Below are 20,613 nucleotides of genomic sequence, written 5' to 3'. Positions count from 1 at the left end.
TGGTTTTATGGGATATGTAAGAAAAATTAACGCAATTCAATGGAATAATGGGAACTATAAAACAATTGAAGAAGAATGTGTTGAAGATAAACATGCTTACCTTTTTATTGATAATTTACCCCCACGTAAATTTGCAACATACCCAAGAGATTTAGATGACTTTGCAGTAGGATATTGTTTAGGAGAAGGTTTAATTAAGAACTACCAAGATATTGAAACAATAAAAATAAACAAAACAGATATTAAAATTACCACAAAGTACTGTCATGAAAAAAATGAAACAAAAGAACTTCAAGGGATTGAATCAGATAGTGCAGGAGGATTAAGATCAAAATTAAATAAAATTGAGGTCGTAGAATCTGACTTAAAAATTGATGCAAGCAAAATAATAAAAGATATGATTCATTTAAAAGAAAATGCCATTATTTGGAGTAAAACAGGAGGAGTTCATGTAGCCCAATTAATATGTGAAGATAACTGCATAATAAGAGAAGATGTAAGCCGTCACGTTGCTGTAGATAAAGTCATTGGCGCTGCTTGTAGAGAAAATTATAACTTTTCAAAATCCTATATATCCTATAGTGGTAGAATGCCCTCAGATATGTTAGCTAAAATAATAAGAGTAAAAATACCTATAATTATTTCCAACGCAGCTCCTGCAAGTTCAGGAATTGATATAGCTAGTGAAGGTAACATTACCATGATTGGATTTGTAAGAGAAAATAGATTTACTGTTTATAGTGCCCCTGAAAGAATAAATTTTGATAAATAAAAAGAACAATAGAATTAATCCATTGTTTCAATAACACTATTTAAAATTTGTAAAGCTTTTGAAAAAGCAGGCATTCCAGAAGTTAATAAAACAACTCTTAAAACATCCACAATTTCATCTTTAGTAATATCTAATTCTTGAATTGCACTTATAATTTGCTTTTTAGTAGCTCTTGTATCTGCACGAGATGCTGTAATCCCAATAGCTATTAATTTTTGGGTTTTGTTATCTAATACTTTCCCATTCCAAACGGTTTCATTTAAATCTTTAACCATATCATACAAATCAGGAAAATCATCCTCTAATTCACGAATACCTTTACCATAAAATACTTCACCTTTCATATAACAATCTCCAATTCTTATATATCATATTTACTAATTTAAAGTATATATAACTTATTCAAAATTAACTAGCTACTACAGTTATATTACCCTCATAAAAACAAGGATTGTACTTATTATCTCCTGCAAAGGAAAAATTACCATAATAATTATCTTCACCAGCATCTGGAAGATATTCAACATTACTAATTACAAATTCTCCATTTTCATTAGTATTTGTACTTACAAGAGTTCCTAACTTATAATCTGGTTTGTTAAATGTAATCGTTTTATTAGCTACACCATTTCCAAAGGAATCCATTAACATTCCAGTAATTCTCCCATTTTCCGGAATTTCTGTTTCATTAATAACAATAAAAGTTGCAACATTTTTATTTAATTGAAACATGAAAGTTCCAATACATATTATAAATATTACAACCAAAATTGCTAAATATTTATTATCCATACACTCACCTAAAAATAATATGGCAATCATATAATAAATAGTTTAGACAATAAAGACTATCAGTTTGTTAGCTCTTGAACATATTTTTAGTTATTTTCTTTTTCTTTGATTTATTGTGGTGTTTGATGTGTGTTTGTGAAAAGAAATATTTATACATAAAACCAAAAAATAATTGTTTTCCATGTCTTATTTTGGATTGCAATATATATTTAACTATTCGAATATTGATCCTGTTAGAAAAAATGATGGTAAACGGCTCCAATGTAGTTTTGGTGAGAATACTATTCAATTTGCTTTGTATATTGTGATATTCTATGATGAAAATTACATTATTAACAAAGATGAAATCGAAGTTTCATTAGATGATAATTTAGCAGATAGTATTTGTGATTTACTTGATAAAACTACAGATAATCTCTCCAAAATTGGATGGGAATTCCAAAATGCCATTACATTTACATTAAATAATATTAAAGTTTTAGCTAGAATTTCCGAAAATAAAAATATAAACATGTATTACTAGATGGTCATTCATACAAAGCATGTATAAATCGTGCTGATGATGATAAAAGTGGAGAAATAGTAAAAGTAACAATTGACAAAAAATGGGTATTTCAAACTTAAAATAAATTTAAAACCCGGAAACTATATTATTAAAACAAAATACAAAGGAAACATAGTTTATAATAAAATAATTGTGAAAAATATAATTTATGCCAAAAATTTATCTAAGAAAAAACAAAAATCAATTAAAAAGAAAATAATTTTTAAAATTAAAGGAAAACAATACAAAACAATCACCAATTCTAAAGGAATTGCAAGTATATCTATAAAAAAATTTAAATGTGAAAAATACACAATTTATGCAATATAAAGGGTTTCACATGTTACTTAAAAAAATTTTTTATTTTTTCTATAATCATAAATTATATAACAAGTCCGTAGATAGTTTATCGAAAGAATACTGGGATGATGCTTTAAAAATTTCTAATATCTTATTAGAGAGAAATTATAATACATCTTTAGTTTTGAATAATTTAATCATCATATATTATGATGGTTTTAATGATTTGGATAGTTTGTTAATTAGGGTTGAGGAATTATTTTTGAATGAGGATTATGATTATTTTGTATTGTTGCTTAGGAAAGGGCATATTTTATATCTTCAAAATAAATATGATGAGGCTTTAAATTGTTTTAATGAGGTTTTAGATAATGATTCTTGTGATTTGTGGGCATATTTTTTTAAATGTTGCACATTACATAAGTTAAATGAATTAAAAGATTCGGAATTATTTAATAGAATTAATCCTAAAAATTGCAATGATGATTATTTGTTATTTTATATTGCTCGTTATTTTTATGATATTGGAATGTATGATAAGTCATTTTATTATTTAAATCAAAGTTTAAAATTAAAACCCAAAAGTCCTAATAAATTAATGTTTAAGGGTGAGGTTTTTAAGTCTTTGGAAAAATATGATGAGGCTTTAGATGCGTGTAATGAAGCATTGAAATATAATCCTAAATCTCCTCCATTATGGAACCTAAAAGGAATCATATATAACAAATTAAAAGATTATAATAATGCCATTAAATGTTTTGATAAGACTTTAGAAATTAATAACAAATATTACTTCGCTTTAGCAAACAAAAGCAATGCATTAAGCCGACTCGGAGATTATAAATCGGCACTCAAATTAAATGAAAAGGCATTAGATTTAACTCAGGATTATCCAGAATTATGGTACAATTATGGAAGCAGCCTATTTAGAAATGAAAGATTTGAAGAAGCTTTAAAAGCATATGATAAATCTTTAAAATTATCCCCAAACAACATTACTACATTATCTGCAAAATGTGAAACATTAGTCAAACTAAAGAATTTTGAAGAAGTTTTATCATGCACTGAGGAAATATTAAAAATAGATAATGAAAACTCATATGCAATAGACTCCAAGCTCACAGCCTTAGAAAATCTAAACAGATACGATGAAATGTTATCAACCTATGATGATGCTTTTAAAATTTATCCAGATGATGAATACTTAATAAAAGACAAAAAAGAAAGACTGTCACGTATTAACAAAACTTAATAAAAATAGAGCTAATTGACAACCTCTAGATAATAATGAGTATTAATTAAAAACTGCTCTAATTTTATCAATAGCAATTTCTTTACGTGCAGGATATGCTGCAATTTTAATTTTAAGATGAATTGAGTCTCCAGAGTCGATAATTGTCCATTTTTCATTAAACGCATCATTTTTTGAAAATCTTAAAAACCAATTTCCTTTATCATCAATTTTACGCTCTAAATCTGTATTTAATTTATCTGTATCTAACTCTAAAAGTTTGTTAAAAAAAGCTTTTGTATATCTTTTTTTAGATATAACACCAGATAAAATTATTATTTTATCTTCCATTAATCCTTCAGCTTCTTCTGCTTCGATTTCAGCTTCAGGAAGTATGTTTAAAATAGCTTGACTTATTTCGCCAATATCTTCACCTTCATAAACAAAAGCTCTAAATTTAATATTATGAATCATTTTATCTAAAAAAAAGTAGTAATAAGAAGAAGAGTTATAATTTTCTTCTTCTTGCTTGTTCACTACCTTTTCCTTTAGATTTAATTCCACGTCCTTTATTACCAGCACTAGTTAAACCTCTAAGAGCTCTATTAGTGTGTTTTTTAGAACATATCCAATTGATTTTTTTATCATTGACAATAGAAGGACTACGTGGATCTACTAAAATTACTTCATAATATTTATATTTACCGTCAGCCCACACCCAGTAAGAGTTTAATACTTCTAAATTAGGGTATTTTTTAGCTACACGTTCTTCAGCAATTCTTTGAATAGATTTAGCCTGAGTAATTTTGTTTACACCCATTCTTTTAGGTTTACGACCACCAATAAAACGAGATTTCCTTCTTCCACCACGTCTTACTCTAGTTCTTACTAAAACGAAACCTTTTTTAGCTCTGTAACCTAAACTTCTAGCTCTATCAAGTCTAGTAGGTCTATCTATTCTTTGGACTACTCTTTGTCTTCTCCATTTAGGAGCTCTTTCCCACATGAGTTCACGTACATATGACTCATCAGGGTTTTTCCATGCGTCTCTAATATATTTATACATTAATAACACCTTTTTTTGTTCAGCTATAAAGCCACATCCAATGGGAAAATATCCCAAAAAAAGTTATTCTACCAAATTGGCAGTAATTAAATATTAGCAATTATATGTTTATAAAGATATCGTTTATTTGACTTTATTAAAATTCTAATTTAAAATTTTTACTACTTTGTCGATGTTGTATACTGCTGTTTTGAGTCTTGTTTCTTTGTTTTGTAATCTTATGTGTTTACCTTTATTTATTTCTGATGAATTTTCTTTTAATTACGCTAAAAATACTTTTTACATTGTTTTTTCTGGAGTATGTTTCTTCATCAAAGGTTTTTTTTAAGCTTAATGAGTGTTGGCAGAAATTATTGAGTTTTAATTAATGTTCATTTTTTCCTTGTTTTCATACTATTTTTTAAATAGTGTTCATTTTCATATTTTATTATTTTTTTCATGTGAATTTCGCTTCTTTTTTTAATTTAATAGTTAAATTCAAATCAGTTTTTCAATAATTATTTATTATTTTCATTGGTTTCTTATATTGATTATGAATATTTGTGTTTTGATTATTATGGTGGTGAATTATTATATTTTGAATGATTTTTAGTAAAGGATGATGTGAAAATGGAAGAAGAATTTAAAGTTATGTGTTTGGTTTCGGTTATTGTTGGATGATGCTTTTAATTACTTTAAAATTGAACGTGTAATCTCAAATGTGGATAAGCCTTCTTTTAATACTTAAAAGTATGATAAAACTAATTTTTTTTATGGTAGTATTAATAAAATCACTGGTTCTGTGGAGTTAGCTTTATAAAATGCTAGGTTTATAATATTTTGTATTAAGTATAGTTTCTAATGGGAATTGAACCTAGTGGATAGGACAATTATGGGATTATAATGTTTGTTTTCAACAATATTTATCGATTTGATAATATGGCTATTTTTATTGTGGCTAATATGTTTAGATTTTAACTGATTTTGAACATATATTCAACTATTCAAAAATTTATTCATTATAAATGTTCAGTTGGGAAGAGATACCATAGTCTAAGTTATAGATTAATGTGGGTGTTAATGTAGTTCAAAATCCCCATTATGATCATTTATCAAATTCCAGTATTTAATGAATCAAATACTCTACTAATTTAAACCTAAAACCACAAAAATAATTATTGCAGATACAATCAATATTCAATGTTAGCCAACTTGAATTACCTTAGGATAACTTATGGTATAAAAATGCTCTAATACTCCAACATCTACAGCAAATATTAGAAAAAATCAGGAAAATTACTTGAAAATCCATTTGCTAATTGTATCATTTTGTTTGATGAATTATAAAAATGTTTTCATTTGTTCAATGAAAAAAGAATCAACATTCGATGGCACATAATCCTGCACCAATAGAGAATAGGAGGTGGATAATAAAGTTAAATTATTTTATTCATAATATTACGATGAATGTAAAAAAAATGTGAATATTCAGGAACATATTATACTCAAAATCACAGAAGAATAACGCGGATATCTCAACGAAGTTTCCTACAAAGCTGAACGCTTAATGTCTTCAGAAGAAGAAATAGAAAAATACAAATTACGTTCAAAAACAGTAGAAGCACACAATGGCACATTTAAAAGAATATACCATTATGATGACATACCATTAAAAGGTTTAGAAGAGTTCAAAATCTAATGTTCATGATTGTATCATCATACAACCTAATAAGATTATACAATTTAATAAAGAAAAAAAATGGATTTATATTCAGTTATTAATTCAATAAAGTTCGTATCATTAACTTAAAAAAAATAGAGGTGCTTAAAATGAAAAATATTCAAAATTAAATAATTTCTGCCAACACTCCTAATAATAAAAAAATTTATTCATCAACTAACAAATTGACAAATACGTATTAAACAATGCAAGAATTCATACGGCAAAAATGATCCAAAAAGCAGCAGAAATATTAAATATTAATTTAATCTATTTAAGACCCTATTGTCCAGATTTAAATCCAATAGAAGACGTATGGTGAGTAATTAAAAAACAATATATAAAACATGTTATACAACCAAAAATCAGTTAATTAACTTATTTAGAGATAAATTTTATGAAATTATCGGCTTCAAATCATTTTATGAAAATTGATTAAAGTTATATGGTAAAAATTTTAGAGAAAAACTATAATAAAATCAAAAAATATTGACTTCAGGCCTCATTATCTTCTTTTTTGAAAAACCATTCATAAAGTTTCACAACTATTAATATTAAAAACAATGAAGATGAAATTACACTTATTGAGTGAATTGTTAACAATTCAAATATTATCGATATTAAAGTTAACACTATTAAAACTTGAGTTATAACTAATTCTTGTTTTAAAGTGGCAAAAACTAATTTTCTTTCATTTATTAATAATATTATTGTTAATAATATAAATATGAAAGTTAAAATTAACCATATTAATAGTACAATTTTATTTAATGTTATTGTTGTAAGAATTAATAATATTAAACATGAAATACTAAATATTCCAAATAATTGTTTATTTCTACTCATCTAATCACATTTTTCCAACTTTTATCCCATATTTTAGAGGTATATTAATTGGAGTCCAACTTTCTTCATCAAAATATTTATAAGTTTCATTTTTAGTATTTAGTTGCAATTAAAACCATAATATAAGTATTTTCTTTTTTGAAAACATCAATTTTATTAAAACCTGCAACAGTTAAATAATCAATTAAATCTTCTTTAGTATAAATTTTCATTCCTTCAACTGTAGCTAACCATTCTTCCTCTTCAGGATTATTTCCATCAGTTCCTAAACCAATTAAAAATTTTCCACCTGGTTTAATGATTCTTAAAACTTCTTTAAATGTATTAGCTAAATCTGGCCAAAAATAAACTGTTTCAAAAGCAGAAACTATATCAAATGTATCATCGTCTATTGGCATGTTACATACATTAGCTTCAATAACCTGACACCTACCCATATCAACAGCTTCTTGATTGCGTTTAATAGACTCAGATACTGAAACCACCGAATAGTCAAGACCCCAAACATTACCATCAGGACACCTTCTAAGAAACTTTTCAATATTAACTCCACCACCACAACCAATATCTAAAACATCATCATCCACACTAGTATCAATACATTCCATTGCAAAATTTGAAATACCATCATGACCCTGATTCATACTTTTTATTGTTTTTATACCTTCTTCACCATGAGGTTTCCTACATTGAGTAATAACTTCTTTTTCCATTATATCATCCATTTATTATTTTTTAGCTATTACAACTAAAATATAAGTGTTTTCTTTTCTATAAGTTTTAATTTCTTTAAAACCTGCCTTTCTTAAATATTCAATTAATTGTTCTTCTGTATAAACTGTCATTCCAGCATCAGCATCAACCCAGTCTTCATCATTAGGATCATTACCATCACTTCCACAAGCTATCATAAATTGACCATTCGTTTTAATTATTTTGAAAACTTTTTTAAGTGTATTTTTAAAATCTGGCCAGAAATAAATTGATGAAAAAGCAGAAACTATATCAAATGTATCATCGTCTATTGGCATGTTACATACATTAGCTTCAATAACCTGACACCTACCCATATCAACAGCTTCTTGATTGCGTTTAATAGACTCAGATACTGAAACCACCGAATAGTCAAGACCCCAAACATTACCATCAGGACACCTTCTAAGAAACTTTTCAATATTAACTCCACCACCACAACCAATATCTAAAACATCATCATCCACACTAGTATCAATACATTCCATTGCAAAATTTGAAATATCCTCATGACCCTGATTCATTTCTTTAATCATTTTAAGACCATCCTCACCATGAGGCCGCATGAATTGTGCATCATTACTTTCCATCATAACAACCTTATTTTAAATATCTTCATATTTATTCTCTTTAAATTCATTAAAATGAGATTTAACATGAATAATGTCTCTAACTATTTGAATAAGTCATTTTTATAATAAATATTAAATGATGATTCAATAGGTCTTCAATATCTTTTATCATACATCATATTAATAAATTTTTTAATAAAACCTAAAAAAGTTCATATAATTAACTCTTTTAGTTTTTCTATTAAAAATTTTTTCATTAAAAGTAAATATAATATACATAATAGGATTTTAATAAATTAATATTTTAATGTCATTTAGTTTCTAAATTGTTATTTAAAATTTATATACTAGTTAAAAATAATATCAAAGCATGGAAATACTTGTATAATTTATGAATCAATAAAACAAGTATTTGAAAATAATCAAGGATATTAAAAATGAATGTAAAAGCATGTTTAGAAACAAAATGACACTATACAATGAAAAGCATGAAGTATTACAAATGTTATTCAACATACATACAAGCATATGATATAAGCAGATTATTAACAAAAGAGTTACTCATTAAAAAAAGACATGCAAATAATTCATGGATTTGATAGTCCTAAAAATGCTGAAGCATGATTAGAATGTGACTTATTCAGCAAAAAAGCTACATCAAAACTTCAAAATACTTGGATAGTTAATTCTAAAATTAAAATGCATGGAGTCGCTTAAATTAAATTCAAATTTTAACAAGTATCTGATAATATGGAAAAAATTAAAAATAATTTAAATGGAGTATTAATTTGTTTTATTATTGCTGTTCCTTGTTTGTTTTTAGGTAATCTTTTTCCCATCATCGGAGGACCAGTTATTGGTCTATTAATAGGTATGATCATATCTTTAATATGGATTGATAAAAAAAATTCAAGTAATGGAATTAATTTTACATCAAAATATATTCTACAAACAGCAGTTGTCTTATTAGGATTTGGATTAAACCTAAACGTAATTTTTAAAACAGGTATTCAATCCCTTCCAATTATTATTGCTACTATTTTAACAGCTCTGATTGTAGCATATATTATGATGAAATTATTAAATATGGAAAGAAAAACTTCTATATTGATTGGTGTTGGATCTTCAATTTGTGGAGGTTCTGCAATAGCTGCAACTGCTCCAATTATTAATGCAAAAGATGAAGAAATATCTCAGTCAATATCAGTAATATTTTTCTTCAATCTCTTGCAGCTATTTTATTTCCAATTTTAGGGAGAATATTAGGATTTTCTACAGTTAATGGAGATGCTTTTGGTATCTTTGCAGGAACTGCAATCAATGATACATCATCTGTTACAGCAGCAGCTGCTACATGGGACAATATGTGGGGACTTGGAAGTTCAACACTTGATAAAGCAGTAACAGTTAAATTAACAAGAACTCTCGCCATAATTCCTATTGCTTTGATTTTATCATTACTTACTGCAAAACAAAACAAGAATACAAGCAATAATTCATTTAATTTAAAAAGTACATTTCCAATATTCATATTGTATTTTATAATAGCATCAATTATAACTACAATAACCATTAATTTTGGAGTTAGTCCTGATTTATTTATGCCTTTAAAAGAACTAAGTAAATTTTTCATTATTATGGCTATGGTGGCAATTGGTTTAAACAGTAATCTCATTAAAATGATTAAAAATGGTGGAAAAGCAATATTACTTGGAGCAACCTGTTGGACTGCAATTACTGTTGTTAGCTTAATATTACAAAATTTTATGAATATATGGTAAAATTATTTGAATGTTATTAACACCAAATAATTTATTTTATAAGTTTTATCATTTCTTGCTCAAATCTATCACATATTATCTACAACTTATAATACTTCACATGCTTCTTTATATATTCAATTCCATGATTATATTCAAATTCTTTTGAAATTCCTGAAAGTTCTGTTGCAATAACTACCTTTTTCATAGCTAAATATTCAATGTCATTTTCATATTGTATCTTTTACGAATAGTTGATGGTTTTTCATCAACTTGTTTTTCTATTTCCTTTTTAATGTGTAAAAAATAGTGTTGCATAGTTAAAACCATTTTATTTTAATAAAAACAGCAGAATAACCTCAATATTCATATTATATTTAATTAGATACATTTTTATGAATTTTTTTATGATAATATTAAACCATCATTATCCTTATTTGACCAGTAAATAGGATAACAAATAACTTTAATCATGCCCCCTCATCACCATTCTTTCAATCAAATTATGTTGTTGATGAGGATTTCTCTCAAGCCAATCAGATTCTTGCACAACAATATTTTCATGAAGAAATATTTAGTTTTTAAATAATAAACAGTTATCCTATTTAATAATGAATTATAAAGCATTATTTATTATATCCCTTTGTTAAAAATCCTCAATAAATTGGTTAATAAAAAATAATCGATTTTAAGATATTTTATGTGTTTATTGATTAAAAAAAGTTAATAAAATGAATTTAACTGGTTATTAGTTCAAAAAAAACACAAACTACTTTAATAAGAATCAATTATAAACTAAAGTAGACAAAAAATAAGTTTTGTCTTAATATGTAAAAAAAATTATTTTTTAGACAAGTAATAATAATATGAATTATTTAAAAATATTCTATTTTATTATTAGAACGCTAAAAATACTGATTAATTAAAAAAATAATTGTATAATCTTTTTTTATAAATATTAATCAACTTAATATTATTAAAAAAATTTATATACATTTATGAGATAATATATTATATTAAATTATTATTACTGAAAGTATTACATATTTAATGATTAATAATAGTTTAATAAATTACTCTATTTCAATTCGGAGAGGAATATATGGATAAAAAATATATTATAGGAATACTCATTGCAATAGTAATTATTATTGCTGGAAGTGCTGTTTTCTTTGGAGGACAGACTCATGTAGAAAGAGCTGATGATGAACTAGTAGTTGCAGCTTACAGTCACGGAGGAGAACCAAAAACTGGTTTTGATCCAATTTTAGGTTGGAACTATTTAGCTGAACCGTTGATTCAAAGTACTTTATTAAAAACAACTAAAGACCTTGACTATAGAAATGATTTAGCAACTGGATATACAATTAGTGACGATTTGAAAAAATATACTGTAAATATCCGTGATGATGTTAATTTCACCGATGGTACTCCATTAACTGCTGAAGATGTTGTATTTACATACAAAACATATAAAGAAACTGGTGCCGGAAGCCACGATTTAGGAAATATGAAAGAAGTAAAAGCTATTAATGACACCGCAGTAGAGTTTACATTAAATGATTCTGATTCAACATTTATAAACAAATTAACTTGTATTGGTATTGTTCCATCTGATTCATATAATAATGAAACCTACGGAAGCAATCCTGTGGGATCTGGACCATTTAAATTTGTACAATGGGACAAAGGTCAACAACTAATCTTAGAGAAAAACCCTGATTACTACGGAAAACAACCTGAATTTAATAAATTAACAATACTCTTTGCTCAAAATGATGCTGCATTTAATGCCGCTAAAAATGGTGAATGTGACATTGCTGCTGTACCATTAAGCTATGCTAAAGAAAATATTAGTGGAATGAAGATGTTCTTATTAGATACCATTGATGTAAGAGGTATGTCCTTACCAGTTTTAAACGATACTGGTGAAAAAACTGAAGATGGAAATCCAATTGGTAACAATGTCACTAGTGATATTGCAGTAAGAAAAGCATTAAACTATGGAATTAACAGAACATTATTATGTGAAGGAGCATTAAATGGATTTGGTGTTCCAAACTATGATGGAGTTGCTCATCAATTACCTTGGGCAAATAAAGAAACCGTAATTGAGGATGGTGATATTGAATTAGCAAACAAAACCTTAGATGATGCTGGATGGAAAGATAGTGATGGTGATGGAATCCGTGAGAAAAATGGAACTAAAGCATCTCTCGGAATTTACTATTCATCTGATGCTTCTGAAAGACAAGCTATTGCAGTTTCAGTATCCGAACAAGCAAAAGAAATGGGTATTGAAATAAACGCAACTGGATGCAGTTGGGATGAAATTGACAAAGTTAAAAATTCTCAATTAGTTGTATGGGGATTCGGTAGTAGTGATCCATCAACTATGAAAGGTGAATACTACGGTCCATTTGCTGGCCAAGGTTATAATAACCCTGGATTTACCAACATCAGTGCTGTTGATGAACACATAGATAATGCTATGAAAATGCCTTACAATGATTCTTTTTCCGAATGGTCTAAAGTTTCTTGGGACGGTAATACTGGTATCGGACCAAAAGGTGAAGCTACTTGGTTATGGGCTGGAGAAATCAAATATGGTTACTTTGTTGATGACAGTTTAGATATCTCTGAAGATACTGCATTACTACAACCACATGGTGGAGACATCTTTAGTAACATCTACGATTGGCATCGTGTTTCTTCAATTGAAGACAAATAAATAAATTTTTGAGTTAAATTTTTAATTTAACTCTTTTTTTCTTTTTTTTAGGAGTTAAGATATGGTAAATTATGAGAAAATAGCCAAATTTTTAGGATTTAAACTTATCAGATTTATTATTTTAATAATGGCACTTATTTTAATTAGTTTTTTACTAATTGACATGTCTCCTATTAACCCTGTAAAAGCATATATAAGTAATTTTGTAGCATCTCCTGAACAAATAGCTACTTTTGAAGCATATTGGGGAGTTAATGAACCAATCACTACCAAATTTGCAAATTGGATTGGTAATATAATTCAAGGAAATTTGGGAACATCATTAATATACAGAATTCCAGTAATTGATGTAATTAAAGAAAAATTTATAGCATCACTTGCTTTAATGTTAGTTTCATGGACTCTTTCAGGGTTAATGGGTTTTATATTAGGAGTTATAGCAGGATTTAAAAAAGATACTATTATAGATAAAGCTATAAAAGTTTACTGTTACATTTTACAATCCGCACCTACATTTTGGATTGCACTGCTTGTTTTAATGGTATTCAGTATCTATCTTGGATGGTTCCCTAGTGGTTTAGGTGTTCCAATTGGAGCTGTAAGTAATGATGTTACATTTTGGGATTGGTTACATCGTTTAATATTGCCTGCATTTACATTAAGTATTGTTGGAGTGGCTCAAATTACGTTATATACAAGAGATAAATTAATTGGAGTTATGTCTAGTGACTATTTCTTATTTGCAAAAGCAAGAGGAGAAAAAAGTTGGAGTCTCATTAAAAGACATGGGATTAGAAATATTTTATTACCAGCTATTACATTGCAATTTTTAAGTTTCAGTGAATTATTTGGTGGAGCTGTTCTTGTTGAACAAATATTCACATACCCTGGAATTGGACAAGCTGCAGTTTCTGCAGGACTTAAAAGTGATGTTCCATTATTACTAGGAATTGTGCTTTTCAGTGCAATATTCGTTTATGTAGGTAATTTAATTGCTGATTTGATATATAATTTCGTTGACCCAAGAATTAGGGAAGGTAAAGACAATGAATAGCCCAATCAAAAAATTAAATTTAAGGACAAAAACTTTATTAGCTATTGTAATTACTGTCTTTATATTAGTACTTGTAGTTATTTGGGCCTTTTTAATTAATTCTTCGGAAATTACAACTAACTTTAGCATGATGAATCAGGGACCAAGTTTAGAACATATTTTCGGAACAGATTGGATGGGAAGAGATATGTTTACTAGAACCATTAAAGGTCTTGGTTTAAGTATCCAAATTGGTGCTGGAGCATCTATTTTAAGTACAATAATTGCTGTAATTCTTGGATTATTATCAAGCTTTAATAAACACATAGACACCTTTGTAGCATGGTTAGTGGATTTATTTTTATCAGTACCCCACATACTATTAATTATTCTTATTTCAATTGGATTAGGTGGAGGTGCATTTGGTGTTATAATGGGTGTTGCATTTACTCATTGGACTTCCCTTACAAGAGTTTTAAGAGCTGAAATTAAACAAATTCAAACTTCTGATTATATTAAATTATCTAAAAATCTTGGTAAATCTAAATTCTGGATTGCAAGAAAACAAATATTCCCATTAGTATTTACACAAATTATCGTTGGAACAATATTAATTTTCCCACATGCAATTATGCACGAAGCAAGTGTAACATTCTTAGGTTTCGGTCTATCACCTCATGAACCTGCTATTGGAATTATCTTATCTGAATCAATGAAATATCTTGCAACTGGTAACTGGTGGTTAGCTTTATTCCCAGGTTTATCTTTATTAATAATAGTATTATTATTTGATATTGCTGGAGAAAATGTTAAAAGATTACTTGATCCTACAACTGCAAATGAATAGGAGTGGTAAAATGGATAAATTATTAGATGTTAAAAATGTTTCTATTTCATTTATACAATACATACAAGGATTGCATCAAAGAGATTTAAAAGTTATTAGTGATTTAACTTTAGACATGTCCGAAGGTGAAATTTTAGCAGTATTAGGTTCAAGTGGATCTGGAAAAAGTTTACTTGCACATGCAATATTAGGAATTCTACCAGAAAATGCTAATTTAAATGGTGAAATTTTATATAAAGGACAAAAATTAAGCCAAAAAGACAAAGAAAAAGTTAGAGGCGAAGAAATTGCTTTAATTCCACAATCAGTTAATTTTCTTGATCCATTAATGAAAATTTCCGAACAAGCTATCGGTGAATACGAAAGTGATGATGATAAAAAAGCAAAATTAGCTAAACAAAGAGAAATTTTTGAAAAATATGGTTTAGGAAAAGAAGTTGACGATATGTACCCATTCCAATTATCAGGAGGGATGGCAAGAAGAGTCCTTGTATCAACAGCACTTCTTTCAGACCCTAAATTAGTAATAGCTGATGAACCAACACCTGGTCTTGATCAAAAATCGGTTCAAGAAACACTGAACTATTTAAAAAACCTGGCAGAAGATAATGTAGGAGTTTTATTAATTACACATGATATTAATGCTGCATTAAAAGTTGCTGATAGAATTGGAATATTCTACTCAGGTTTTGTAATTGAAATAGCTAAAGCTGAAGACTTCTTAGGTGATGGTGAAAATTTACTTCACCCATATACAAAAGCATTACATGATGCATTACCAAAATATGGATTTAAATTAACAGAAGGTCATCAACCATTACATGGAGAAATTCCAGAAGGTTGTCCATATTATGATAGGTGTGAAAATTCACTTGAAAAATGTAAAGCTAAACGTCCTCCATTAATCGACCTTGGAGATAAAAAAGTCAGGTGTTTTTTGTACGAAGGAGATGACTAAAATGGAACTTAAAGGAAACAACATTTCATATAAATACCATTCGTCTAAAAAGTATGTATTAAAAGATGTTAACATACACATCCCAAGCGATAAAATAGTTGGATTAGTTGGAGATAGTGGTAGTGGTAAATCAACATTATGTAAAATCTTATCAAATTACATTCATAAGTTTGAAGGTGAAGTCACTATTGACAATAAAACATTGCCAAAAACTGGATATTGTCCTGTACAACTCATTTTTCAACATCCAGAAAAGGTAATGAATCCAAAATGGAAAATGCATCAAATTTTAGAAGAATCCTGGAATGTAAATGAAAATTTATTAGATGAATTCGGTATTCAAAAACAATGGATAACTAGATGGCCTAATGAGTTATCTGGTGGAGAACTCCAAAGATTCTCTATTTTAAGATCACTAAATCCAAAAACCAAGTTTTTAATAGCTGATGAAATGACAACAATGCTTGATGCTGTAACTCAAGTACAAATCGTTGAATCTGTTTTAAAAATAGTTAAACAAAAAAATATCGGATTTTTATTTGTAAGTCACGATATTGATTTATTAAGCACTGTCTGTGATGACATAATTTATTTAAAAGATATTAATGGTGTTTAAATCCATTTATCTTTCTAAACTTTTTTTAAAAAAAGTAGCTATAAAAGAGTAGCTACAATATAATATAGAATTGCTGTACATGAAGGAACTGTTAAATTATCTATCCCACCATAACTTACTGATTCACATATTGTTGCAACAGCTGAAATAGATAATATATAAACAATATTGAATTCTGGCATCACATAACCTAATGAGAAAAAGACCATCCATACAAATACACTCATTACAAAAGTTACAAAAAACATGGAAAGAGATCCTTCAAGAGATTTTTCTCCACCAAATACATGATACTTAATTTTACCAAATTTAGCACCAATTAGTGCTGCAAATCCGTCTCCATATACAAGAGGAACAATAGCTAGTGCAACAATCCATATATAATTGTTAAATATTGCGATTAAAACTGTCCAAATAGCTGCATAGAAAAATAACCCCAATGCATGACCTGATTCCGTGATAATATTTTTTATTTTAATAGGCGAGTAATCTGTTAAGAAGAATAATGCAATTGTAATTGGTAATGTTAAAAACCAAACCATAATCCAGGTATTTGAGAAAAATGGCATTGCAAATATCATGTTCCCTACCATAATGTGAACAAATTTACGAGATACATCCCCTCTGGTTTTTAAAACAATTTCAGCAACTAAAAAAATAACTATCACATATACATAAACAACTATTAAAGCAAGAATATCTGAAAAAAGCATTATTTATCATACTTCCCTATTCACAACCTTTCTTTATTATATGATGTTAAAAGAATGTCATAACTAATCATGCCACTTCTTAGCAAGTGGTCCTTTAAGCATATAAAAAATCTCTCTTTAAATCACTTTTATTCATTTAACATTCTCTTATATAGTATTTACTTTATTTAATAGGATAAATAATTTGTTATATGAAATTTCAGAAAAATAGAAAGAATTAATCAGTATTCAAGTAAAACATTAAAAAAAAGAAAAAAAATTAGAGTTTATTTAGTTCCATAAACTCTGTCCCCAGCATCTCCAAGACCCGGAAGAATGTAAGCATCATCGTTTAATTGCCTATCAACAGTAGCACAGAAGATTTTAACATCACAGTGATCTTCTTCAATGCGTTTGATACCTTGAGGAGCAGCAACAATACATAATAATTTAATTTTAGAAACACCATCTTGTTTCAATCTGGAAATCGTAGCTGATGCACTTCCACCAGTTGCCAACATTGGATCTATGATTAAAACTTCTTTATCAGCGATTTCTTCAGGCATTTTATAGTAGTATTCAATAGGTTCCAATGATTCTTCATCACGATAAAGGCCAATGTGTCCTATTTTTGCATTTGGAATTACATTAATAATTCCATCTATCATACCCATACCTGCTCTTAAAATTGGTACAATTGCATAATTTTTCTCATTTAACATTCTAGTATCCATTTTTTCCAATGGAGTTTCGATAGTTACTTCTTCAAGTTTTGCATCACTCATTGCCTCATAACATAAAATAGCAGATATTTCAGAAACAAGTTCACGAAATTCCTTAGTTCCAGTATTAACATCACGTAAAATAGCTAATTTATGAGTTATCAATGGATGATTAAGTACAAATTCATTCATGTTTTTCCTCCGGAATTCCTAAGTTAAGAATAATTCCAACAATAGCTGCAAGAGACATTCCAGAAATGGCTATAGATAAATTACCATCAACAATAGATAATGTAGCACCACCTAAACCTAAAACTAACATAGTAGCTGCTATTACAATATTTTTAGTATTATTAAAATCCACTTGATTATTGATTAAAATCTTAAGACCATTTACACAAATAAAACCATATAATAAAACAGATATGCCTCCCAATACTGGTGCCGGAATAGCTGTAAGTAGTGCCGTTAAATGACCTGAAAATGCAAATACAATAGCTATTATAGCTGCAAGACCAATTACATAAACTGATGCAACTCTGGTCATTCCTACAACAGAGGTGTTTTCTCCATATGTCGTATTTGCTGGACCTCCAAGAACTGCTGCTAGAAATGTTGCAAGACCATCACCAAGAAGGGTCTTATTAAGTCCCGGATCTTCGATTAAATCACGGCCAATAATTTCACTTAATACTTTATGGTCACCTACATGCTCCACCATTGTTACTAAAGCAATTGGAACAATAGTTAAAACTGCTGCAAAGTTTAAATCATAATGCATAAATGGCAGATAGAATTTTGGAACTTCAACAATACTTGCTGTTAAAGCTTGTGAAAAATCAACCATCCCCAATACTGCCGCTACAACATAACCTACAATAATGCCTAATAAAAATGGAATAACCCTTATAATTCCTTTTCCATGAATCGCAATAATTGCAGTTGTTAAAAATGAAACAAATGCAACCAATATATTGTTCAATTGGACAGTTGTTAAATTTAATCCAATTTCAGAAATAGCTGTTGGAGCAAGTGATAAACCAATAACCATAATCATTGGACCTACAACAACAGGAGGCAATAACTTATTAATCCAACCAGGACCAGAAAGATGGATTATCAAAGCAATAATCATATAAACTATACCTACAATCATCAGTGCAGTGAATACACTTCCAGTACCTCCTATTGCATATCCTGCAACCATTGGAGTGATGAATGCAAAAGAACTTCCCAGATAAACTGGACTTCTATTACGAGTACAAATAATGTAAATTAACGTACCTATACCTGATGATACTAATGCTACCGGAATTGACAAGATATCTGCTCCAGCCGTTGTATTGACAACAATTGGAACCAAAATTGTAGCTCCGAACATTGCACATACATGCTGAATAGCAAGTAAAATCCATCTAAGTGTAGATGGCTTATCAGCAACACCTAATATCATATTACTATTTTCTTCAACCATACATATCCCAAAATTCTCATAAATTGATCAATAATTACCAAAAAATCTATTTAATAATATAAAAATATCTAAAATTTGTAAAAACTTATTTCAAATATAAAATAATAATTTTTGACTATTAATATATCTCTGAATAAAAGTATAAAATATTTATCTTTTTAGAAATGTGATTGAAAAATAAAAAAAAGTTGGGAAAATAAATCCCTAAAAAATTTAAATTTCCACAGATTTTCCTTTTTTAGCCCACCTAACAGTCATTGAAGTAAATGGTTGAGCTATTGCACTCCAAATTAAACTTAATATCCAATGTGAAATAATCATTATTAAAATATCCACTACAGAATATACTCCAACAAATGCCAAACCGATAAATATGAAATTATCTATTAGTTCACTTAAAGCAATAATCCCCAAGTTTTTAACAGAGGAATATTCCTCGCCAGCGTTTACCATAGTAGTAATTCTTGCATTTACAAAGTTACCGATTAAGTAACTAATGTAAGAAGCTATAAGAATTCTTGGAGTTTGAGTAAATACAAATGCAAGGCTTGAATCTCCAGTATAGAATGATGGAGAAGGCAAGAACAATATTAATGTTGTCATAAATACAAATAAAACATCTACACAAAGACCTAGAATAATGGTTCGACGTGCAGTTCTCTCACCATAAACATCTGCAATTACGTTAGTTAAAATATAAACTAAAGGATAAATTAAAACTCCAGCAGGAGTTTGCATACCTATAAAGTCTATACTTATGATTTTAACAGTGATTAAGTTTGCGATTGTGAATGCCATACAGAAAAATGCAGTAATAATTACTCTTTTTTCGGTAAAGTCAAAATTCAAATCCATACAAAATATATTAACTTTAAAAGTATTTAAATTTAATTAAACAAAACTTGACAATATTAAAGTAGAATTCAATTAATATAACTGTTTTTAAAATAAACAATAAAATAATTTAAGGTTATAAAATAGTTTAAAAAGCAATCAAAACCCTAACTCTAAAATCATCTCATTAACCTTCTGCTTTGCCCATTTCATACGCAGATTAAAATGTGACTAAAACTTCAATTATAGTTATTTACTAAACTTTTATTATAGATGAGTGACAAATAATATATTATGTCTGGAAAATCAAAAATAAATCTATTTAATAAAATGAGTAAAGAAGAGTTAAACAATGAAATGAGTCAATATGT

The 20,613-nt window shown here is 27.9% G+C and carries 22 protein-coding genes and 1 pseudogene; 12 read left to right on the top strand and 11 right to left on the bottom strand.

Annotated elements, in window-relative coordinates; genetic code table 11:
- Nucleotides 1-7 precede the first annotated feature (7 nt).
- Nucleotides 8-772 (top strand): formate dehydrogenase accessory sulfurtransferase FdhD, encoded by a 765-nt coding sequence (gene fdhD, locus MBORA_RS03750; protein ID WP_042693299.1) that lies wholly within the window; start codon nucleotides 8-10, stop codon nucleotides 770-772.
- 14 nt (nucleotides 773-786) lie between these two features.
- Here fdhD and MBORA_RS03745 read toward each other — a convergent pair whose 3' ends face one another.
- Together MBORA_RS03745 and MBORA_RS03740 are read right to left on the bottom strand one after the other, a co-directional pair.
- On the bottom strand, nucleotides 787-1,116 hold the full coding sequence (locus tag MBORA_RS03745; protein WP_042693016.1) for a carboxymuconolactone decarboxylase family protein: 330 nt from the start codon (nucleotides 1,114-1,116) through the stop codon (nucleotides 787-789).
- A gap of 64 nt (nucleotides 1,117-1,180) precedes the next feature.
- Nucleotides 1,181-1,564, bottom strand: a complete 384-nt coding sequence (locus MBORA_RS03740; RefSeq protein WP_042693019.1) for a peptidase associated/transthyretin-like domain-containing protein — start codon at nucleotides 1,562-1,564, stop codon at nucleotides 1,181-1,183.
- A 181-nt stretch (nucleotides 1,565-1,745) separates the two neighbouring features.
- Here MBORA_RS03740 and MBORA_RS03735 point away from each other — a divergent pair, with 181 nt between their 5' ends.
- Together MBORA_RS03735 and MBORA_RS03725 are read left to right on the top strand one after the other, a co-directional pair.
- Complete coding sequence (locus MBORA_RS03735) at nucleotides 1,746-2,087, top strand: hypothetical protein (protein WP_042693021.1); 342 nt, start codon at nucleotides 1,746-1,748, stop codon at nucleotides 2,085-2,087.
- 361 nt (nucleotides 2,088-2,448) lie between these two features.
- A complete protein-coding gene (locus MBORA_RS03725; protein WP_169805461.1) occupies nucleotides 2,449-3,660 on the top strand; it encodes a tetratricopeptide repeat protein in 1,212 nt (403 codons plus the stop codon).
- Between the two features lie 42 nt (nucleotides 3,661-3,702).
- Here the strand turns inward: MBORA_RS03725 and MBORA_RS03720 are convergent, their stop codons facing one another.
- Both MBORA_RS03720 and MBORA_RS03715 read right to left on the bottom strand, forming a co-directional pair.
- On the bottom strand, nucleotides 3,703-4,113 hold the full coding sequence (locus tag MBORA_RS03720; RefSeq protein ID WP_042693303.1) for an RNA-binding protein: 411 nt from the start codon (nucleotides 4,111-4,113) through the stop codon (nucleotides 3,703-3,705).
- Nucleotides 4,114-4,147: 34 nt separating this feature from the next.
- Nucleotides 4,148-4,705: a 50S ribosomal protein L15e gene (locus MBORA_RS03715; protein ID WP_042693031.1), complete on the bottom strand. Its 558-nt coding sequence runs from the start codon at nucleotides 4,703-4,705 to the stop codon at nucleotides 4,148-4,150.
- 1,525 nt (nucleotides 4,706-6,230) lie between these two features.
- On the opposite strand from MBORA_RS03715, the pseudogene MBORA_RS10230 reads away from it, so the two are divergent.
- Together MBORA_RS10230 and MBORA_RS10225 are read left to right on the top strand one after the other, a co-directional pair.
- A pseudogene (locus MBORA_RS10230) lies at nucleotides 6,231-6,383 on the top strand (transposase); the annotation flags it as partial.
- A gap of 250 nt (nucleotides 6,384-6,633) precedes the next feature.
- Entirely contained in the window at nucleotides 6,634-6,726 is a 93-nt protein-coding gene (locus MBORA_RS10225; RefSeq protein ID WP_081738356.1) for a hypothetical protein, read from the top strand.
- A gap of 173 nt (nucleotides 6,727-6,899) precedes the next feature.
- Here the strand turns inward: MBORA_RS10225 and MBORA_RS03710 are convergent, their stop codons facing one another.
- The 3 genes from MBORA_RS03710 to MBORA_RS03700 all read right to left on the bottom strand — a co-directional run bounded on the left by MBORA_RS03710 (nucleotide 6,900) and on the right by MBORA_RS03700 (nucleotide 8,593).
- Nucleotides 6,900-7,250 (bottom strand): hypothetical protein, encoded by a 351-nt coding sequence (locus MBORA_RS03710; RefSeq protein ID WP_042693033.1) that lies wholly within the window; start codon nucleotides 7,248-7,250, stop codon nucleotides 6,900-6,902.
- 92 nt (nucleotides 7,251-7,342) lie between these two features.
- Complete coding sequence (locus MBORA_RS03705) at nucleotides 7,343-7,963, bottom strand: class I SAM-dependent methyltransferase (protein WP_042693035.1); 621 nt, start codon at nucleotides 7,961-7,963, stop codon at nucleotides 7,343-7,345.
- Nucleotides 7,964-7,978: 15 nt separating this feature from the next.
- Nucleotides 7,979-8,593 carry a class I SAM-dependent methyltransferase gene (locus MBORA_RS03700; protein WP_169805460.1) on the bottom strand — a complete coding sequence of 205 codons (615 nt, stop codon included), beginning with the start codon at nucleotides 8,591-8,593 and terminating at the stop codon, nucleotides 7,979-7,981.
- Nucleotides 8,594-9,325: 732 nt separating this feature from the next.
- Here MBORA_RS03700 and MBORA_RS11100 point away from each other — a divergent pair.
- The 7 genes from MBORA_RS11100 (at nucleotide 9,326) to MBORA_RS03670 (ending at nucleotide 16,520) form a co-directional block, all read left to right on the top strand.
- Nucleotides 9,326-9,829, top strand: coding sequence for a YeiH family protein (locus MBORA_RS11100; protein ID WP_232817569.1), 504 nt, complete (start codon nucleotides 9,326-9,328; stop codon nucleotides 9,827-9,829).
- Nucleotides 9,766-10,356, top strand: a complete 591-nt coding sequence (locus MBORA_RS11095) for a YeiH family protein (protein WP_332870917.1) — start codon at nucleotides 9,766-9,768, stop codon at nucleotides 10,354-10,356. Before MBORA_RS11100 ends, MBORA_RS11095 begins: the two co-directional genes overlap by 64 nt.
- A gap of 1,081 nt (nucleotides 10,357-11,437) precedes the next feature.
- Entirely contained in the window at nucleotides 11,438-13,066 is a 1,629-nt protein-coding gene (locus MBORA_RS03690; RefSeq protein ID WP_042693038.1) for an ABC transporter substrate-binding protein, read from the top strand.
- A 61-nt stretch (nucleotides 13,067-13,127) separates the two neighbouring features.
- Nucleotides 13,128-14,120, top strand: a complete 993-nt coding sequence (locus tag MBORA_RS03685; RefSeq protein ID WP_042693042.1) for an ABC transporter permease — start codon at nucleotides 13,128-13,130, stop codon at nucleotides 14,118-14,120.
- Nucleotides 14,113-14,946: an ABC transporter permease gene (locus tag MBORA_RS03680; protein ID WP_063720242.1), complete on the top strand. Its 834-nt coding sequence runs from the start codon at nucleotides 14,113-14,115 to the stop codon at nucleotides 14,944-14,946. Before MBORA_RS03685 ends, MBORA_RS03680 begins: the two co-directional genes overlap by 8 nt.
- A 10-nt stretch (nucleotides 14,947-14,956) precedes the next feature.
- Entirely contained in the window at nucleotides 14,957-15,904 is a 948-nt protein-coding gene (locus tag MBORA_RS03675; protein WP_042693314.1) for an ABC transporter ATP-binding protein, read from the top strand.
- A gap of 1 nt (nucleotide 15,905) precedes the next feature.
- The gene (locus MBORA_RS03670; protein ID WP_063720241.1) at nucleotides 15,906-16,520 is read left to right on the top strand and encodes an ABC transporter ATP-binding protein; all 615 of its coding nucleotides are present in this window, start codon (nucleotides 15,906-15,908) and stop codon (nucleotides 16,518-16,520) included.
- A 38-nt stretch (nucleotides 16,521-16,558) separates the two neighbouring features.
- Here the strand turns inward: MBORA_RS03670 and MBORA_RS03665 are convergent, their stop codons facing one another.
- From MBORA_RS03665 to MBORA_RS03650, 4 genes are all read right to left on the bottom strand, one after another.
- Nucleotides 16,559-17,233: a diacylglycerol/polyprenol kinase family protein gene (locus tag MBORA_RS03665; RefSeq protein WP_042693045.1), complete on the bottom strand. Its 675-nt coding sequence runs from the start codon at nucleotides 17,231-17,233 to the stop codon at nucleotides 16,559-16,561.
- Nucleotides 17,234-17,499: 266 nt separating this feature from the next.
- Nucleotides 17,500-18,126: a uracil phosphoribosyltransferase gene (gene upp, locus MBORA_RS03660; protein WP_042693048.1), complete on the bottom strand. Its 627-nt coding sequence runs from the start codon at nucleotides 18,124-18,126 to the stop codon at nucleotides 17,500-17,502.
- A complete protein-coding gene (locus tag MBORA_RS03655; RefSeq protein ID WP_042693050.1) occupies nucleotides 18,119-19,408 on the bottom strand; it encodes a uracil-xanthine permease family protein in 1,290 nt (429 codons plus the stop codon). The genes upp and MBORA_RS03655 overlap by 8 nt, the downstream gene beginning before the upstream one ends.
- A 213-nt stretch (nucleotides 19,409-19,621) precedes the next feature.
- Nucleotides 19,622-20,263 carry a queuosine precursor transporter gene (locus tag MBORA_RS03650; protein WP_052331798.1) on the bottom strand — a complete coding sequence of 214 codons (642 nt, stop codon included), beginning with the start codon at nucleotides 20,261-20,263 and terminating at the stop codon, nucleotides 19,622-19,624.
- Nucleotides 20,264-20,613: the final 350 nt, after the last annotated feature.

This window comes from Methanobrevibacter oralis (genome assembly GCF_001639275.1).
Classification (GTDB): Archaea; Methanobacteriota; Methanobacteria; order Methanobacteriales; family Methanobacteriaceae; genus Methanocatella; species Methanocatella oralis.
This window is presented reverse-complemented; position numbering and strand designations above follow the sequence as displayed.

Coding starts and splice junctions, on each gene's coding strand:
- fdhD (WP_042693299.1), top strand. CDS start 8: ATGGGATATGTAAGAAAAATTAACGCAATTCAATGGAATAATGGGAAC.
- MBORA_RS03745 (WP_042693016.1), bottom strand. CDS start 1,116: ATGAAAGGTGAAGTATTTTATGGTAAAGGTATTCGTGAATTAGAGGAT.
- MBORA_RS03740 (WP_042693019.1), bottom strand. CDS start 1,564: ATGGATAATAAATATTTAGCAATTTTGGTTGTAATATTTATAATATGT.
- MBORA_RS03735 (WP_042693021.1), top strand. CDS start 1,746: ATGTCTTATTTTGGATTGCAATATATATTTAACTATTCGAATATTGAT.
- MBORA_RS03725 (WP_169805461.1), top strand. CDS start 2,449: ATGTTACTTAAAAAAATTTTTTATTTTTTCTATAATCATAAATTATAT.
- MBORA_RS03720 (WP_042693303.1), bottom strand. CDS start 4,113: ATGATTCATAATATTAAATTTAGAGCTTTTGTTTATGAAGGTGAAGAT.
- MBORA_RS03715 (WP_042693031.1), bottom strand. CDS start 4,705: ATGTATAAATATATTAGAGACGCATGGAAAAACCCTGATGAGTCATAT.
- MBORA_RS10225 (WP_081738356.1), top strand. CDS start 6,634: ATGATCCAAAAAGCAGCAGAAATATTAAATATTAATTTAATCTATTTA.
- MBORA_RS03710 (WP_042693033.1), bottom strand. CDS start 7,250: ATGAGTAGAAATAAACAATTATTTGGAATATTTAGTATTTCATGTTTA.
- MBORA_RS03705 (WP_042693035.1), bottom strand. CDS start 7,963: ATGGAAAAAGAAGTTATTACTCAATGTAGGAAACCTCATGGTGAAGAA.
- MBORA_RS03700 (WP_169805460.1), bottom strand. CDS start 8,593: ATGGAAAGTAATGATGCACAATTCATGCGGCCTCATGGTGAGGATGGT.
- MBORA_RS11100 (WP_232817569.1), top strand. CDS start 9,326: ATGGAAAAAATTAAAAATAATTTAAATGGAGTATTAATTTGTTTTATT.
- MBORA_RS03690 (WP_042693038.1), top strand. CDS start 11,438: ATGGATAAAAAATATATTATAGGAATACTCATTGCAATAGTAATTATT.
- MBORA_RS03685 (WP_042693042.1), top strand. CDS start 13,128: ATGGTAAATTATGAGAAAATAGCCAAATTTTTAGGATTTAAACTTATC.
- MBORA_RS03680 (WP_063720242.1), top strand. CDS start 14,113: ATGAATAGCCCAATCAAAAAATTAAATTTAAGGACAAAAACTTTATTA.
- MBORA_RS03675 (WP_042693314.1), top strand. CDS start 14,957: ATGGATAAATTATTAGATGTTAAAAATGTTTCTATTTCATTTATACAA.
- MBORA_RS03670 (WP_063720241.1), top strand. CDS start 15,906: ATGGAACTTAAAGGAAACAACATTTCATATAAATACCATTCGTCTAAA.
- MBORA_RS03665 (WP_042693045.1), bottom strand. CDS start 17,233: ATGCTTTTTTCAGATATTCTTGCTTTAATAGTTGTTTATGTATATGTG.
- upp (WP_042693048.1), bottom strand. CDS start 18,126: ATGAATGAATTTGTACTTAATCATCCATTGATAACTCATAAATTAGCT.
- MBORA_RS03655 (WP_042693050.1), bottom strand. CDS start 19,408: ATGGTTGAAGAAAATAGTAATATGATATTAGGTGTTGCTGATAAGCCA.
- MBORA_RS03650 (WP_052331798.1), bottom strand. CDS start 20,263: ATGGATTTGAATTTTGACTTTACCGAAAAAAGAGTAATTATTACTGCA.